Annotated in this window: 9 protein-coding genes; 6 read left to right on the forward strand and 3 right to left on the reverse strand. The window is 40.8% G+C overall.

Features of this window, described 5'->3' with window-relative positions; all coding sequences use genetic code 11:
- Positions 1-5: 5 nt before the first annotated feature.
- Positions 6-1,250, forward strand: coding sequence for a M20/M25/M40 family metallo-hydrolase (locus tag BVH04_RS09305; protein ID WP_086541194.1), 1,245 nt, complete (start codon positions 6-8; stop codon positions 1,248-1,250).
- A gap of 143 nt (positions 1,251-1,393) precedes the next feature.
- On the opposite strand, the gene BVH04_RS09310 is transcribed toward BVH04_RS09305, so the two are convergent.
- Together BVH04_RS09310 and BVH04_RS09320 are read right to left on the reverse strand one after the other, a co-directional pair.
- Complete coding sequence (locus BVH04_RS09310; protein ID WP_086541195.1) at positions 1,394-2,104, reverse strand: hypothetical protein; 711 nt, start codon at positions 2,102-2,104, stop codon at positions 1,394-1,396.
- Positions 2,105-2,285: 181 nt separating this feature from the next.
- Entirely contained in the window at positions 2,286-3,320 is a 1,035-nt protein-coding gene (locus tag BVH04_RS09320; RefSeq protein ID WP_086541197.1) for a glycoside hydrolase family 43 protein, read from the reverse strand.
- A gap of 168 nt (positions 3,321-3,488) precedes the next feature.
- On the opposite strand from BVH04_RS09320, the gene BVH04_RS09325 reads away from it, so the two are divergent.
- The 5 genes from BVH04_RS09325 (at position 3,489) to BVH04_RS09350 (ending at position 13,653) form a co-directional block, all read left to right on the forward strand.
- Entirely contained in the window at positions 3,489-4,601 is a 1,113-nt protein-coding gene (locus BVH04_RS09325; protein ID WP_086541198.1) for a Fic family protein, read from the forward strand.
- 344 nt (positions 4,602-4,945) lie between these two features.
- Entirely contained in the window at positions 4,946-8,323 is a 3,378-nt protein-coding gene (ileS, locus tag BVH04_RS09335) for an isoleucine--tRNA ligase (RefSeq protein ID WP_086541232.1), read from the forward strand.
- A gap of 13 nt (positions 8,324-8,336) precedes the next feature.
- A complete protein-coding gene (locus BVH04_RS09340; protein WP_086541200.1) occupies positions 8,337-8,969 on the forward strand; it encodes a lipoprotein signal peptidase in 633 nt (210 codons plus the stop codon).
- Positions 8,970-9,186: 217 nt separating this feature from the next.
- Positions 9,187-12,126, forward strand: a complete 2,940-nt coding sequence (locus tag BVH04_RS09345) for a DEAD/DEAH box helicase (RefSeq protein ID WP_086541201.1) — start codon at positions 9,187-9,189, stop codon at positions 12,124-12,126.
- 180 nt (positions 12,127-12,306) lie between these two features.
- Complete coding sequence (locus tag BVH04_RS09350) at positions 12,307-13,653, forward strand: PhoH family protein (protein WP_086541202.1); 1,347 nt, start codon at positions 12,307-12,309, stop codon at positions 13,651-13,653.
- A 638-nt stretch (positions 13,654-14,291) separates the two neighbouring features.
- Here BVH04_RS09350 and BVH04_RS09355 read toward each other — a convergent pair.
- A complete protein-coding gene (locus BVH04_RS09355) occupies positions 14,292-15,047 on the reverse strand; it encodes a LytR/AlgR family response regulator transcription factor (protein ID WP_086541203.1) in 756 nt (251 codons plus the stop codon).
- Positions 15,048-15,151 lie beyond the last annotated feature (104 nt).

A 15,151-nucleotide genomic window follows, 5' to 3' on the forward strand; every position in this document is an offset into this window, starting at 1 on the left:
ATTACATGAAATATCTATCAAAATATAACGTGGCAGCAGCTTCAGTGGCTTTATTCACTTGGAGTTGTAATACTGCACCAACAGATGAAAGTCTGAAAACTGGCTTGAAAGAGGATGTCACTTATCTCGCAGCAGATAATCTCCGGGGCAGAGCTATCGGAACAGAAGGCGAGCTAAAAGCTTCGGAATATCTTGCCGCAGAATTCAAAGAAATCGGACTGGAGCCAAAAGGAACGGAAGCTTATTTTCAGCCTTTCACAGTGTCAAAACCTACCAATCCGCATGAAGAAGCAGTAGTCGGCACAGATGGAGAAGGCGTGACTGGAAGAAATGTGATTGGCTATATTGACAACAAGTCTGAAAATACAATCGTGATCGGAGCTCATTTTGATCACTTGGGGATGGGAGGAAGCGGTTCATTGCATCGTGGAGATTCAGCTATCCATAATGGTGCAGATGATAATGCCAGCGGCACTGCTGCTTTGGTAGCTTTAGCAAGAACTCTCAAGCATGAGAAGCACAACAGCAACTTTCTATTCATTGCTTTTTCAGGGGAGGAAAATGGACTTTGGGGGTCAAATTATTTCGTAAAGAATCCTACCATCGATCTTACTACTGTCAATTACATGATCAATATGGATATGGTTGGTCGATTGAATGCAGAAAAGACACTTGCAATTAATGGTGTTGGTACTAGCCCAAGCTTTGTGTCAGCATTGGATTTGGCAAATGCGGATAGTTTGAAATTAGTCACTTCAGAGTCCGGCGTGGGTCCTTCTGATCACACTTCTTTTTATCTACAAGATTTGCCAGTTCTTCATTTTTTCACAGGTCAGCATGAAGACTATCACAAGCCTTCTGATGACTCTGACTTGATCAATTATGATGGATTATTGCTTGTGGTGAAATACATCGATCGCTTAGTGGATCAATTGGATGCTGAGCCTAAACTTGCTTTCAGGAAGACGAAAGACAGCAACGGAGATTCTCCTCGATTTACAGTTTCCTTGGGTGTAGTCCCAGATTACCTATTTGATGGAAAAGGCATGCGAATCGACGGTGTGTCTGAGGACAAGCCTGCTCAAGCAGCTGGTCTAATGAAAGGTGATGTAGTTTTGCAAATGGGTGATTCTACGATTGTGGATATGATGAGCTATATGCGTGCGTTAAGTTCTTTTCAGAAAGGCGATGAAGTGCTTCTTGGCTATGAGAGAGGTGGAGAGAAGAAGGAAGTGAAGGTTACTTTATAGATTTTAGATTCAAGAAACAAGAAAGCTCCTAGGCACTTAGTTTTAGGATTTTTATTTTACTCTTTGAGTATAAAGTAAAATACTAATATTCATAATCTACTTTCAATCTCGAAGTAGTCAGTCAGGTTTGTTGCTTTTGCTATTCATTCAAAAAATGATCTAAGCCAAGGAGCGTCTTTGAGTCCATTTATTATTGGAATGAAAAGTAAGTTGACAATCAGGATCAATACATAAGAAAAGTAAACAGTCTTTTGTTTGACAATATCCCTGATGATCAAATAAAGAATTATCAAGCAAATCAATACTTCATTCCAGATGAATACGTCCGTCCAAATGAATGGGAAATCAGAAAATGCTTTCGGTTGAAATATCGCTCCCAGAGGAATAAATGAAAACCGCACGGTACCCGGAGATAAAACCCAAAAAACAGTTGAAATCATCCATCTTGCATGCACTTGGGTATTTCGTGCGTAGGTAATGGCAAGAACGACAGATAATGCAAAGCCCGTAATAGAAATACAGTCCACAAGTGCAAGACTATACCTAACAGAATAAAGGGGTGATAGTTCGCTCATCGTAGGTAAACTCACTATGATCATATTTAAGGCAGATGCAATAACAAATCCCGCTATAATCAAAGAAAACATTCCTACTTTTCTATGGACACTTATAGGTCGGTTATGATAGAGCCAAGGCTGAATAATCAAACATATATACCAAAAGGTGGCTGAAAGTCCATGCAAATGCCAATGAAATGGGGCATCTCTAAAACCCATCCAATACCCTTGGAATCCTATTAATGTAACAAGGAATGGCAGGATCAACCATAAATGGAGTTTAGAAAAAGGTTTCATAAAAAACTATTCAAAATTGAAGAATCAGATGTAATTAAAATAGTCTTAACTAGATTTAGAAAAATGGTGTTAATAGTTGGCAGTCAGTATATTAAAAGTAAGTTTTTTATGGCATTAATAAATGAAAAAATCCAGTTGTGTTCAACTCTACTGGATTTTTGAAATTACCTTAAAATAGGGCTTATTCCAGTATAGGATTCGCTGCCACTCCCTCAAAAGTCATTTTAATCGGCTTGATAGTGCCATCTGCATTGAATTCCATGACATCAATCGCTGTCACCCGATGATCTCGACCTTCATTTGGAATTGGGCGACGGTGATAGACCATGTACCAATCATCAGATCCAGACTTTTGGATGACCGAGTTGTGACCAGCGCCCGTCGCAACAGTGGTATCAGATTCCAAGATTGTATCAATGCGCTTCCAAGGCCCAGTGATTTTGTCAGCCATAGCATAAGCAACTTTATAGCTATCATTTGTCCAGCCTCCTTCAGACCACATGAAGTAATATTTGCCATTTCTGATAAATACAAAAGGCCCTTCTACATAACCCTCGGGGGTAATCTCATGAAATAGCTCCCCGTCATCCCAAAGTTCAAAGCCCGTGAAATCAGCATTTAGTTTGCCGATATTACAATGACTCCAACCTCCATAGAGCATATAATATGTACCGTCGGTGTCTTTGAATACGAATTGGTCGATTGGCTGGGCATCGTTATAGAATTCAGAAAGCAAAGGCTTGCCTAAGTGATCTTTGAAAGGCCCTCCAGGTGAGTCAGCAACTGCCACTCCAAGTCCTCCAAAATGGTTGATGTCATTATTCGGATCCCATCCGTCACGGCTTGGGCGCTGAATATCATTTGCGGAAAAGAAGAGGTAGTATTTCCCATCCTTTTCGATTGCCGCTGGTGCCCACATGGCTTGTCTAGCCCATTTGATTGCTACTGTGTCCAAGATATTAGCATGCTTTTCCCAAGTGATTAGGTCTTTGGAAGAAAAGGCATCGATGTGCAATTGATCTGTGAAGCCAGCTGAAAAGGTAGGATATACCCAGTATTCGTCTACAAAAACGATTCCTTCTGGATCTGCATACCAGCCGTCGAAAATCGGATTACCAGAGAGTTTGGGAGTTTCTTCTAGGTTGGTTTCCTTCGCAGATGAGCAGGCAAAGGCCAGACTTGCTGCCAATGTGTATAGAGCTATTCTTGATTTCATCGAAATATATTAAGTGTCCGCGGAAAATATAAACAGACAAGGAGAGGTAAATGCCTTTGATGCAAAAATGGGCATTTTTAAAGGCTCTTACACCTATGAGCCGATTATCGCTTCTATTCGGCTCATAAATCGTAGTATTATGAGCCGAATAAGTTGTATATTCGGCTCATGAGATATAATTGGGAATATCCAGATTGGCCGAATTTCAGCTACAAAGCTAAATCCAGTGATAAACGTCTGGCAGAATTTCTATTGAAATCAGGACAGATCAAAGGTATGGTTATTGGTTTGGGTGATTTGGACCAAACTGAGACTACTCTGGAAATGATGGTAGTAGAGGCAATCAAAACTTCTGAAATCGAGGGAGAGTTTCTCAGTCGTCTAGACGTAATGTCGTCGATCAAGAAAAATCTCGGAATTCACGAAAACCAACCTTTGCTAGTCAAAGATCAGCGCGCAAAAGGCATCGCCAAACTGATGATCCATGTACGTTCTTCCTATGCAGAACCATTGAACGAAGCGATGCTTTTCGATTGGCACAAGATGCTGATGGAGGGAAATCGATACATCGAGGCTGGACAATGGCGCACTGATTCAGAGCCTATGCAGGTTGTCTCGGGAGCTTTGAGCAAGGAAAAAGTCCACTATGAAGCGCCTCCTAGCAAAAGAGTTCCACAAGAAATGGAAGCCTTTATCAAATGGTTTAATACAACTGCCCCCAATGCTGTGAATGAAATCTCGAGTCTACTTGTTCGCTCAGCGATCACGCATTTGTATTTTGAAACCATACATCCATTTGAGGATGGAAATGGACGAATAGGTCGTGCATTGGCGGAAAAAGCGTTGCATCAAGGGTTGGGGCATACTACTTTGATCAGTCTTTCTACAGCAATAGAAAAGGAGAAAAATGCCTATTACGGAGCGTTGAAAGTTGCTCAATCCAGTAATGAAATTAGTAATTGGTTAGAATATTTCACAGACACTGTGCTTCAGGCTCAAGTTTATGCCACTGAGTTAATTCAATTTACGCTTCTGAAAAGCAAGTTTTTTGCGAAGCATCAATCTATTCTGACCGACCGACAATCGAAGGCTATCAATCGAATGCTCGCTGAAGAGCCAACAGGTTTTGAGGGAGGAATGACAGCGAAAAAATACATAGCTATCACCAAAGCCTCCAAAGCGACTGCCACGCGAGATTTACAGGTTTTAAACGAATTGGGAATCTTTTTACCACAGGGAGGTGGACGAAGTGTGAGTTATAAATTGGAGATGGGCAATTAGTTTAAAGTAAAAAGACGTAAGTATCAAGATCTAAGAGCCAACAGTCTAGAATCGTGAGTTGAAATGTCAGATGACATAGTAAAAGAGTTCTCTCAATGATCTGTAGTTTATTGGTCTGTTAGGCTTTCCTTCCATTTTTTCCGGTTGACCCTCCCAAAAAGGGGGATTTCTCCTATCTTTGTGCCTTCATTTGAGGAGGATGTTTCCTTGAATGCGTGAGGGATAGCAGCTGTATCCACTAAGCGAAGCGCAGTGGATACAGCGGATAGCCCGACCCCGGCTTTTTCAGACGGGGACACGCCCAAAAATTAATTATCACCTACTTGCCCTTAAGAAAGGATACAGTGAAGACATATCAGGAATTTAAACAAGTGGATTATCCCGAAATCGGGGAATCCGTATTGAAGTATTGGAAAGAAAACCAGATTTTCGAGCAATCAGTAGCTAACCGTGACGGTGCGGAGACATTTACTTTTTTCGAGGGCCCGCCTTCGGCAAATGGTACTCCAGGCATTCATCACGTAATGGCGCGTACCCTGAAAGATATTTTCTGCCGTTACAAAACGCTTCAGGGTTTTCAGGTGAAACGCAAAGGCGGTTGGGATACGCATGGCTTGCCTGTGGAGTTGCAGGTGGAGAAGGAATTGGGTATTACCAAAGAGGATATTGGCAAGAAAATTTCGGTAGAAGAATACAATCAAAAGTGCCGTGAGACGGTCATGCGATTCAAAAATGAATGGGATGACCTGACGGAGAAAATAGGATACTGGGTGGATTTGGATGATCCATACATCACGTTTGAGCCGGAATATATAGAGTCAGTTTGGAGCTTGCTAAAGAAGCTTTATGAGAAAGATCTGATTTATAAAGGCTACACAATTCAGCCATATTCACCAGCTGCAGGTACGGGCTTGAGTTCTCACGAGCTGAACCAACCAGGCACTTATAAAGATGTAAAAGACACTTCCATCACTGCTCAGTTCAAACTGAAAGATGGGGAAAACACCTATATCCTAGCTTGGACGACTACACCTTGGACTTTGCCTGCCAACTCGGCTTTGGCGATCGGGGAGAATCTGGACTATGTGAAAGTGAAGACTTTCAATCCATATACGTTCGATGCTTGCACAGTGATTTTAGCGAAAGCCAGGATGAATTCTTACTTGAATCCAAAAGCTGCTGAGCTAAAATTGGAAGGTTATAAAGGTGGAGACAAATTGATTCCGTTTGAAGTGATCGAGGAATTCAAAGGAAAAGATATGCTAGGCTGGGAATATGAGCAACTGTTCCCGATAACTGGTTTGGCACTTCCACATCCGGCGTTCACGGTAGTTTCTGGTGATTATGTCACTACTGAAGATGGTACAGGAATCGTTCATCTTGCCAAGGCTTTCGGTGCAGATGACTTTAGAACTTTGTCGCAGAATAATGTACCTGGAATATTCGTAAAGGATGATCAAGGAAAAGATGTTCCGATTGTGGATAAGCGAGGGAAATTCATCACGATGGTGGGTGAATACCTTAAGTTAAAAGTAGCTGAACATGGAATCACTGCCCACAAAGAATATGGAGCGGAGGATTTCTATGTGAAAAACTATACCGAGGATGATGAGAATGCGGCGGACTTCAAGAGTACCGACGTGATCATCTCGATCATTCTGAAAAATGAAAATAAGGCCTTTAAGGTTGAAAAATATGAGCACAGTTACCCACATTGCTGGAGAACTGACAAGCCAGTACTTTACTATCCTATGGACAGCTGGTTTATCAAAACCACTGCTTACAAAGATAGATTGGTCGAGCTAAACAAGACGATCAACTGGAAGCCAGAGGCTACTGGAACGGGTCGTTTTGGGAATTGGCTGGAAAATCTGGTGGATTGGAACCTTAGCCGTTCTCGATTCTGGGGTACACCGCTTCCTATCTGGAGAACGGAAGATGGAAATGAAGAGCTTTGTTTAGGATCTATCGCCGAGTTGGAAACTGGGATTCAAGAATCTATTGCCAAAGGGTTCATGGTGAAGTCTCCTTATGAAGACAAGGCTCTTGATCTTCACCGTCCTTATGTGGATGATGTCATCTTAGTTTCTCCCAAAGGTGAAAAAATGTTCCGCGAGTTAGATCTGATTGACGTTTGGTTTGATTCCGGGGCTATGCCGTATGCCCAGTGGCATTATCCTTTTGAAAACGATGATATTTTCAAAGCCAACTATCCAGCAGACTACATTGCAGAAGGAGTGGATCAAACGAGAGGCTGGTTCTTTACGCTTCATGCGATTGCGGTAATGCTTTTTGACAGTGTTGCATTCAAAAATGTGATTGCAAACGGACTTGTGCTGGACAAAAACGGAAACAAAATGTCCAAGCGATTGGGCAATGCGGTGGATCCTTTCAAGACCTTAAAAGAATACGGTCCTGATGCGGTACGCTGGTATCTGCTGAGCAATGCGAATCCATGGGACAATTTGAAATTCAATCTGGATGGAGTGACTGAGGTGCAGCGTCGCTTCTTTGGCACACTTCAGAATACCTATAACTTTTTCGCGCTTTATGCGAATTTGGATGCTTTTGTCTATGACAAATCGATGGCGGTACCAGTGGCGAAAAGAGCCGAGCTGGATCAGTGGATTGTCTCCAAGCTTCAGTCTTTAATATCAGAAGTAGAAGAAGCCATGGATAATTACGATGCTACCAAAGCGACACGCGCAATCATGAGTTTCACGGTTGATCAGCTTTCAAATTGGTATGTGCGATTGGCGAGAAAAAGATTCTGGAGAGGCGATATGAATGCAGATAAGCAGGCGGCTTACGAGACGCTTTATGAGTCTTTGCTCACGCTCACCCAATTGATGTCGTCCTTTGCTCCTTTCTATGCTGATTGGTTGTATCAGAATTTGACCGAATCGGGATCTGATGCTAAAGCTTCTGTGCATTTGACTGATTGGGTTGCTGCGGATTCGACTTTGATCAATACCGATCTGGAAGAAAGCATGGAATTATCGCAAACGATTTCTTCTTTGGTTCACTCACTGAGAAAGAAAGAGAAGATGAAAGTACGTCAGCCCTTAAAGAGAATTTTGATTCCTATCTTAAAAGAGAAAATCAAAGACCAGATTCTCCACTTGGAAGATCTGATCAAATCCGAAGTGAATATCAAAGACATTGAGTTTATCGATGACGCATCCGGTATCTTGGTGAAAAATGTAAAGCCAAATCTTCCTGTGCTAGGAAAGAAATTGGGCCCAAAAATGCGATTCGTGGTAGCTGAAATCAATAAGTGGGGACAAGCTGAAATCGCTGAAATAGAACGTGAAGGTAAAATATCAGTTGATCTCGACGGTGAAAGTCTAGAACTGCTTTTGGAAGAAGTGTTGATCAGTTCTCAGGATATTCCAGGGTGGTCAGTAGCATCTGATCAAGGTGTGACTGTCGCGCTAGATGTGACCCTTTCGGAGGAATTGAAGCAAGAAGGAATCGCGAGAGATCTGGTAAACCGAATCCAAAATCTAAGAAAGGACATGGGATTGGAAGTACAGGATAAGATCAATATCAAGCTTGCCAATGATAATGAGTTGGTAAACAGTGCAATTGATTCTTTTGGGGAATATATCCAAACTGAAGTACAAGCGTTGAAACTAGAGCTTTTGGCTGAATTGAAAGGAGCGACCGTACTTGATATGGATGATTTTGAACTAGCTGTTTTGGTAGAAAAAGCAAAATAGCAAATCGTATATAATGACTAAATACCTGAAATTCTTTGGCATTGCGCTAGTAGTGATCATCATTGATCAAGCGGTGAAAATGCTAGTTCATTTCCAGATGGACTTTGGTTCACCTGGACAGATTCCGATTTTCGGAGACTGGTTCAAGCTGCATTACACGACCAACCCAGGCATGGCTTTCGGGATGGAACTGGGTTCTGATTATGGTAAGTTGCTTCTTACATCGTTCCGTTTGGTTGCGATGGTTGGAATAGGTTATTACCTATATCACATCATAGAGAAAAAACAACCTCGTTTATATATAGTATGTATCGCGATGATTTTAGGAGGAGCAATTGGCAATCTCATTGATTCTGTCTTTTATGGAGTTTGGCTAAATAATGCGCCATATAACGCTTCCACTCCATGGTTTCACGGCCAAGTGGTCGATATGTTTTATTTTGATATTTGGGAAGGATATCTACCTGAATGGATTCCTGTGTGGGGTGGCAGTTACACGGCTCTTTGGCCGATTTTCAATGTGGCAGATGCTGCTATATTTGTAGGTGTAGCTATGATTCTAATGTTTCAAGGCAGGTTTTTCCCAGAAAAAACAGAAGATAATAAACAATTCCAAAAAGGAGAGTTAGATCCGATTTCTGAGTAAAAATCTACGAAAACTCACTAAAAGTCCCTAGGGTCAGAATCTCTGATTGTAGGGACTTTTCATGTTTTATAGGAGATAATTGGCTCAAACCATAAATTTGAGCAGTATTTTTTGTAATTTTCAACTTGCTTTTCCCTTTTTTGGGATATCTAACCGCGACTTGGCTTCCATTTGCTTAACCCCAAACTGATGGAAGTTGTGTCATTCCGATAATTATATGATAGTTGATTCTGATAAACCTTTTCAGATAATTTATTCTATTTACAGCCATGAGTTCCTAGGGCTTCTAATTGAATCTTTTGTAATACAGATAGACCCGCAAGGAAGACTTTCTTTGGCCTATCAAAACATAAGTTCTGCAAATGCAAGCGAATTTGACTCTGGATTGAATAAGACGGATTATGATTTGATCAAAATCATGGATTCAATGAACCCAGAAGTAGTTGTAAAGCCATTTATAAAGCGCGGAAATATCCGTCCCAAGCAATATCTGGCGAAGATTTTTGACCCAAAAACCGAGGACAAAAAGACGCAGGATGCCATCGAGGAAGTGATCGAGAAGAAGCGTTCTAAAATAATGCCTCTGCTAATCGGCAAGAGGCTTTTTGAGATGGGAAGTGATGGAAACCCAGTTTGGGGTGAAATAACAGTAAATGCTGAGCGCGCCAGTGTATTATTTCATTTTCATAAAAATGAGGAGAACACACATTATTGGCCTACGATCAAATTCAAAGGAGAGAAGCTCGATTGGCAATATAAAAATGGCTATTTCATCAGTAATGAACCAGGATGGTTGGTTGTTCAAGGGCAGCTTTATCACTTTGAGAAAGGAATTGATGGGAAGAAACTCAAAGCTTTTTTGAGCAAGAAATTCATTGTCATCGACAAGCGAATTGAGCCAAGTTACTACCGTGGTTTTATGGCCAATTTGATTTCTCAATTCGATGTAGAATCCGTTGGGTTTGATATTAATATAGAGCGCGGGACACCAGAGGTTTTTATCAATATCAGTGATTTGCCAGGAGGTTCCGGAAAGAACCTTTTTGGAGAGGAAGGAGAAAAGCTGGAGGAGGATAAAATCGTATTTGAGCTTCGATTCAAGTACGGTTCCATTGATTTTCCGGTGCAGACACCAAGTTCAGAAAAGAATGGTGCTTCGGTAAGACTGGAAGAAGGAGATGATAGTTACACTTTCTATAAAACTATCCGCAGCACCCAAAAAGAAAAAGCATATTTAAAATTACTTCGTGACAAAGGCCTGGAATTCAAAATAGGGAAAGACGCTTTACCGAAGACAGAAGCGTTTGAGTGGATTGGTGAAAATGAAGATTTTCTGGATATAGAGAAGATCAGGATAGTCCAAAAGCCAAATGCAAAAGGCAAGGTCTATAATATCGGCAAAGCACAAATTTCCATCGAGGTCAATGAAAACATTGATTGGTTTGATGTCAAGGCTCTGATCAAATTTGGGATTTACCTCGTGCCTTTTGCGAAGCTGAGAAAGCTTTTGCTTCAGGGTAAAACAGAGTTCGAATTGCCAAATGGCGAGATTGCTGTGATTCCAGCCTCTTGGTTTGTGAATTATTCCGAACTCTTCAATTTCATGGAAGATCGTGGAGATGAAAATGTCATGGTTTTGCGCAAGCATCACTTGGCACTAGCCAGAGAAATGGAGATAGGCAACTTGGTACAGGTGACTTTGAGTAGAAAACTGGAGAGACTTAGAGATTTTAGCTCTATCGAAGAATATACACTTCCGGCTAATTTTGAAGGAACACTACGCCCTTATCAACATGCCGGATACAACTGGCTTAGATTCCTCAATGAATTTAAGTTTGGTGGATGCTTAGCCGATGATATGGGACTAGGTAAAACCGTGCAAACGCTCGCTCTACTTGCACATGAAATGGAAGAAAATCCTGGATTGACTTCACTCCTTGTGATGCCTACTTCCCTGATTTATAACTGGGAGCTTGAGGCAAGAAAGTTCACTCCAGAGTTGAAAATCCTAGTTTATTCGGGAACTCAGCGTATCAAAGATCCTTGGAGATTTGGAGATTATGACTTGGTGCTGACATCCTACGGGATCACTCGATTGGACATTGAAGTGCTGAAAGGCTTCTACTTCAACTACATTATTTTAGATGAATCCCAAGCGATCAAAAACCCAGGAAGTAATATTGCTGCAGCTGTAAATCAACTGAAGAGCAAGCAAAAATTGATTCTGACAGGTACTCCTGTGGAAAATAGTACGATGGATCTTTGGTCACAGATGAACTTCATCAATCCCGGTTTACTAGGTAATCAGAATTCGTTTAAGAAGCAGTTTTTGTTGCCAATCGAAAAGCAAGGAGATGTTGGGAAATCTGCCAAACTCCATGCGATGATTAAGCCATTTATCCTCAGAAGACTGAAATCGCAGGTGGCAACGGACTTGCCAGAGAAAATCACCAACGTGAAGTACTCTGATATGACTGTTGCGCAAGAGGAAGTTTATGAGGAAGTGAAAAACTACTATCGAGAAAAGATTATCTCTGATATCCAGAGTACTGGCAGAAACAATCAGCAGTTCACTTTGCTTCGTGGTCTTACGCAGCTTCGCCAAATTGCCAATCATCCAAAGTTAGTACGGGATGATTACGAAGGAGAATCCGGCAAGCTGGAAGACGTGACTTACATGCTTCAGTCAACGATTTCTGAGGGACACAAAATCCTTGTTTTCAGTCAGTTTGTAAGACATTTGAGTATCGTGAAAGCATATTTGGAGAAGGAAGGAATTCCATACGCATACCTCGATGGTTCTACCAAGGATCGTCAGGCACAGGTGGAGAAATTTCAGGAAAATGAAGAGATCAAGGTTTTCTTGATTTCCTTGAAAGCAGGTGGAGTAGGTCTGAATCTGACCAAAGCAGAATATGTATTCTTGCTTGACCCATGGTGGAATCCTGCGGTGGAGGCTCAGGCCATAGATAGAGCGCATAGAATCGGACAGGAAAACAAGGTCATCATCTATAAATTCATCACACGCGGAACTGTGGAAGAAAAAATCATGGCTTTGCAAAATAGGAAGCTGGCGCTTGCAGGCGAGCTGATTAATACGGAAGAAAGCTTCATGAAGAGTCTAGGTCAGGATGATATTGCAGCATTACTGGATTAAAAAAGGTTGATTTTTTGAAAAAGGGCAGAACGATAAATTCTGCCCTTTTTTTATTGGATTGATAGTCAAAGGCATAGGAAACCGACACATTTAATTAATCATAAATTCTCTTTGAAACCTTGTCAATAGCCCAATTATTTATCTAAATTAAATCACATAGTACCATTACACTACCTGCGCATGCCAAGAGCCAAGTCCGATAATGATCGGAAAATCTTTGTGCTGGATACTTCTGTGATCCTCTACGCACACAACTCCATAATGAACTTTGCCGAGCACGACGTGGTCATCCCGATCACTGTGCTGGAGGAACTTGATCAATTCAAAAAAGGCAATGACACCAAGAATTTTGAAGCACGTGAATTCATCCGATTGCTGGACAAACTCTCAAAGGACCATATGATTCACAATTGGACTCCTCTCAACGGGAAGTCTAAGGGGAATTTTAGGGTACTGATGAATCCGGAGAATCAGATCAATGCCAATGAAATCTTTGGTGAGGAAAAGAATGATCACAAGATTCTCAACTGCGCGCTGTATCTCAAGCAACACGAGAAGGGCAGAAAAGTAATCTTGGTGAGTAAGGATATTAACCTGCGCTTAAAGGCAAAATCTATTGATTTACTTGCTGAGGACTACGAGACGGGGAAGATTAAAAATATCTCAGAACTGGAAAACACGGGGAAATACATCCTTGACAATATGAATCCAGATCACATCAATACACTTTATGAGCAGGGATATGTAGAGGCTAAAACAGTTTTGGGAACCCGAAAAAGACAATCCAATGCTTACTATATTCTAAAAAGTGATAAGAATTCGGTTTTAGCTTATTACAATTCAGAAGAAGGTATCCTTGAGAGAGTAGATAAAAAATTGGCGTATAATATAAAGCCAAAAAATGCTGAACAGACCTTCGCTCTTCATGCAATCACGAATCCAAACATCCGCTTGGTTTCCATTCAGGGAGTAGCTGGAACGGGTAAGACCTTGCTGGCTTTAGCGGGAGCTTTGGAGCAAAGAAGAGAGTATAAGCAGATTTTCTTGGCTCGACCTATAGTTCCTTTGAGTAATAAGGACATTGGATATTTGCCTGGAGATATCAAATCCAAGTTGAACCCGTACATGGAGCCACTTTGGGATAATCTGAAATTTATTCAAAACCAATATAAAGAGACTGATAAGGAATTTCAGAAGATCACAGAATTGGTGAATCAGGAGAAACTGGTAATTCAGCCATTGGCTTACATCCGAGGTCGATCGCTGTCTAATATCTTCTTTATCGTAGATGAGGCGCAGAACCTGACTCCGCACGAGATCAAGACGATAATCTCCAGAGCTGGGGAAAATACGAAGATCATCTTCACTGGAGATGTATTCCAGATTGACACACCATATTTGGATTCCCAGTCGAATGGCTTGTCCTATCTGATAGATCGCGTAAAAGATCATCCGCTCTATGCGCATATCAAATTAGAGAAAGGTGAGCGCTCAGAGCTGGCAAATCTGGCAAATGAGTTGTTGTAAACATTTCCTCAACTCATTAAAAAAGCTCCATTTGGAGCTTTTTTTCTTTATGTCCAGATGAAGAAGTTCTTCAAGCGATTCGATTTTTTGGATTAAGAAGAGAAACTGTGAAGCAAATTTTTTGAAAGTTTCACTTAACATTGTAACCTACTTGCTTTTAAACAATTGTCCGTCTCTGGCTATATGGTGTTCAAAACCGTACAAGGTATTGCCCTAAAATACTCCTAATACATTGATTTTAAGATAATTATATCTTTTGGGTCACTTTTTGGCATATAGAGGATATAGAAATTAAACTAACTTATTACTGCCATGATTACTTCACTATTTTCCCAAAAAAACGTTTGTGCTGCATTGGGCTTTGTAATGGCAATTACCATTGTTTGGAAAGCTAAAGTAGAGACAAATCTTGCACAGCATACTGCCCTTATTGAATATTCTGAACCAACTTATAATAGGGACATTACATCAAGTTCTAAAGCTGAAAAGGCCTACGAATTCAGAAAATTAAGGACCGAGTCTTCGGTCCTTTGATAAGCTAAACTGGGTGAAATCCCCATAAAGAATACTCGTAAGAGTAGATTTGGTTGATTGTTTGGTTAAGCTAAAGAGGTGGGTAATAGCCCACCTTTTTGTTTTTAACTTTCTGTGATAGTGCTCAGCTTCGCTAGAAAACTGTTATAATACTGTCGCCCTACCTGCACCACTGCACCAGAATGGAGCGTGATTTCTTTGGTATTGAAGCTTTCTATTTGTCCAAGATGGACAATGAATGACTTTTGTACCCGAAGGAATAACTGAGAAGGAAGGATTTCCTCTATTTCCTTCATAGACTTTCGGATATTGTAGTCTCTGTTTTTGGTGAAAATGGTTACCATATTTCCATTTGCCTCTATGTAATAGATGTCACCGTAAGAAACTCGCTCAAAAGCATTATCGGCTTTAATGAAAACGGCATCAGATACTAAATAGGGACTGTCATTGGTTGTGCTAACTGCAGCTGTTTCGGTAACTGGTTTCGTCCGCTTGTTATAGAGAACAATCTCTACGATAGCATGAATGTCATTTGTGTTAAATGGCTTTACAATAAATCCAGCTGGATTTATTCGTTTTGCTCTTTCAATGATGGTGGGATCTGAATAAGATGTCACGTAAACCAGCGGTGCATCCACCATTTGTTTTACGATTTCTCCAAGTTCTATACCATCTTTATCACCTTTGAGTTTGATATCCATGAATATCAAATCCGGGCGATACTTCTTGATGATTTTGATGCATTGGTTTGCAGAATTTGCGATGTCTGTGTTGACATAACCCAGGAGTTCTAATATTTCCTGAATATTTTCTGCGATGCTGATATCGTCTTCGACGATTAAAATCCGCTCTTCTTTCATAAGTAGGTGGCAGATGTTGCGTTTTATGGTGAAAACTACTAAATCTTGCAGTTTATTACAATTCCTCTCTATTTACATAATTTATCAATGAAATCAAATGCTTT

The sequence above is a fragment of the Algoriphagus antarcticus genome (assembly GCF_002150685.1).
Classification (GTDB): Bacteria; Bacteroidota; Bacteroidia; order Cytophagales; family Cyclobacteriaceae; genus Algoriphagus; species Algoriphagus antarcticus.

Coding starts and splice junctions, on each gene's coding strand:
- BVH04_RS09305 (WP_086541194.1), top strand. CDS start 6: ATGAAATATCTATCAAAATATAACGTGGCAGCAGCTTCAGTGGCTTTA.
- BVH04_RS09310 (WP_086541195.1), bottom strand. CDS start 2,104: ATGAAACCTTTTTCTAAACTCCATTTATGGTTGATCCTGCCATTCCTT.
- BVH04_RS09320 (WP_086541197.1), bottom strand. CDS start 3,320: ATGAAATCAAGAATAGCTCTATACACATTGGCAGCAAGTCTGGCCTTT.
- BVH04_RS09325 (WP_086541198.1), top strand. CDS start 3,489: ATGAGATATAATTGGGAATATCCAGATTGGCCGAATTTCAGCTACAAA.
- BVH04_RS09340 (WP_086541200.1), top strand. CDS start 8,337: ATGACTAAATACCTGAAATTCTTTGGCATTGCGCTAGTAGTGATCATC.
- BVH04_RS09345 (WP_086541201.1), top strand. CDS start 9,187: ATGATAGTTGATTCTGATAAACCTTTTCAGATAATTTATTCTATTTAC.
- BVH04_RS09350 (WP_086541202.1), top strand. CDS start 12,307: ATGCCAAGAGCCAAGTCCGATAATGATCGGAAAATCTTTGTGCTGGAT.
- BVH04_RS09355 (WP_086541203.1), bottom strand. CDS start 15,047: ATGAAAGAAGAGCGGATTTTAATCGTCGAAGACGATATCAGCATCGCA.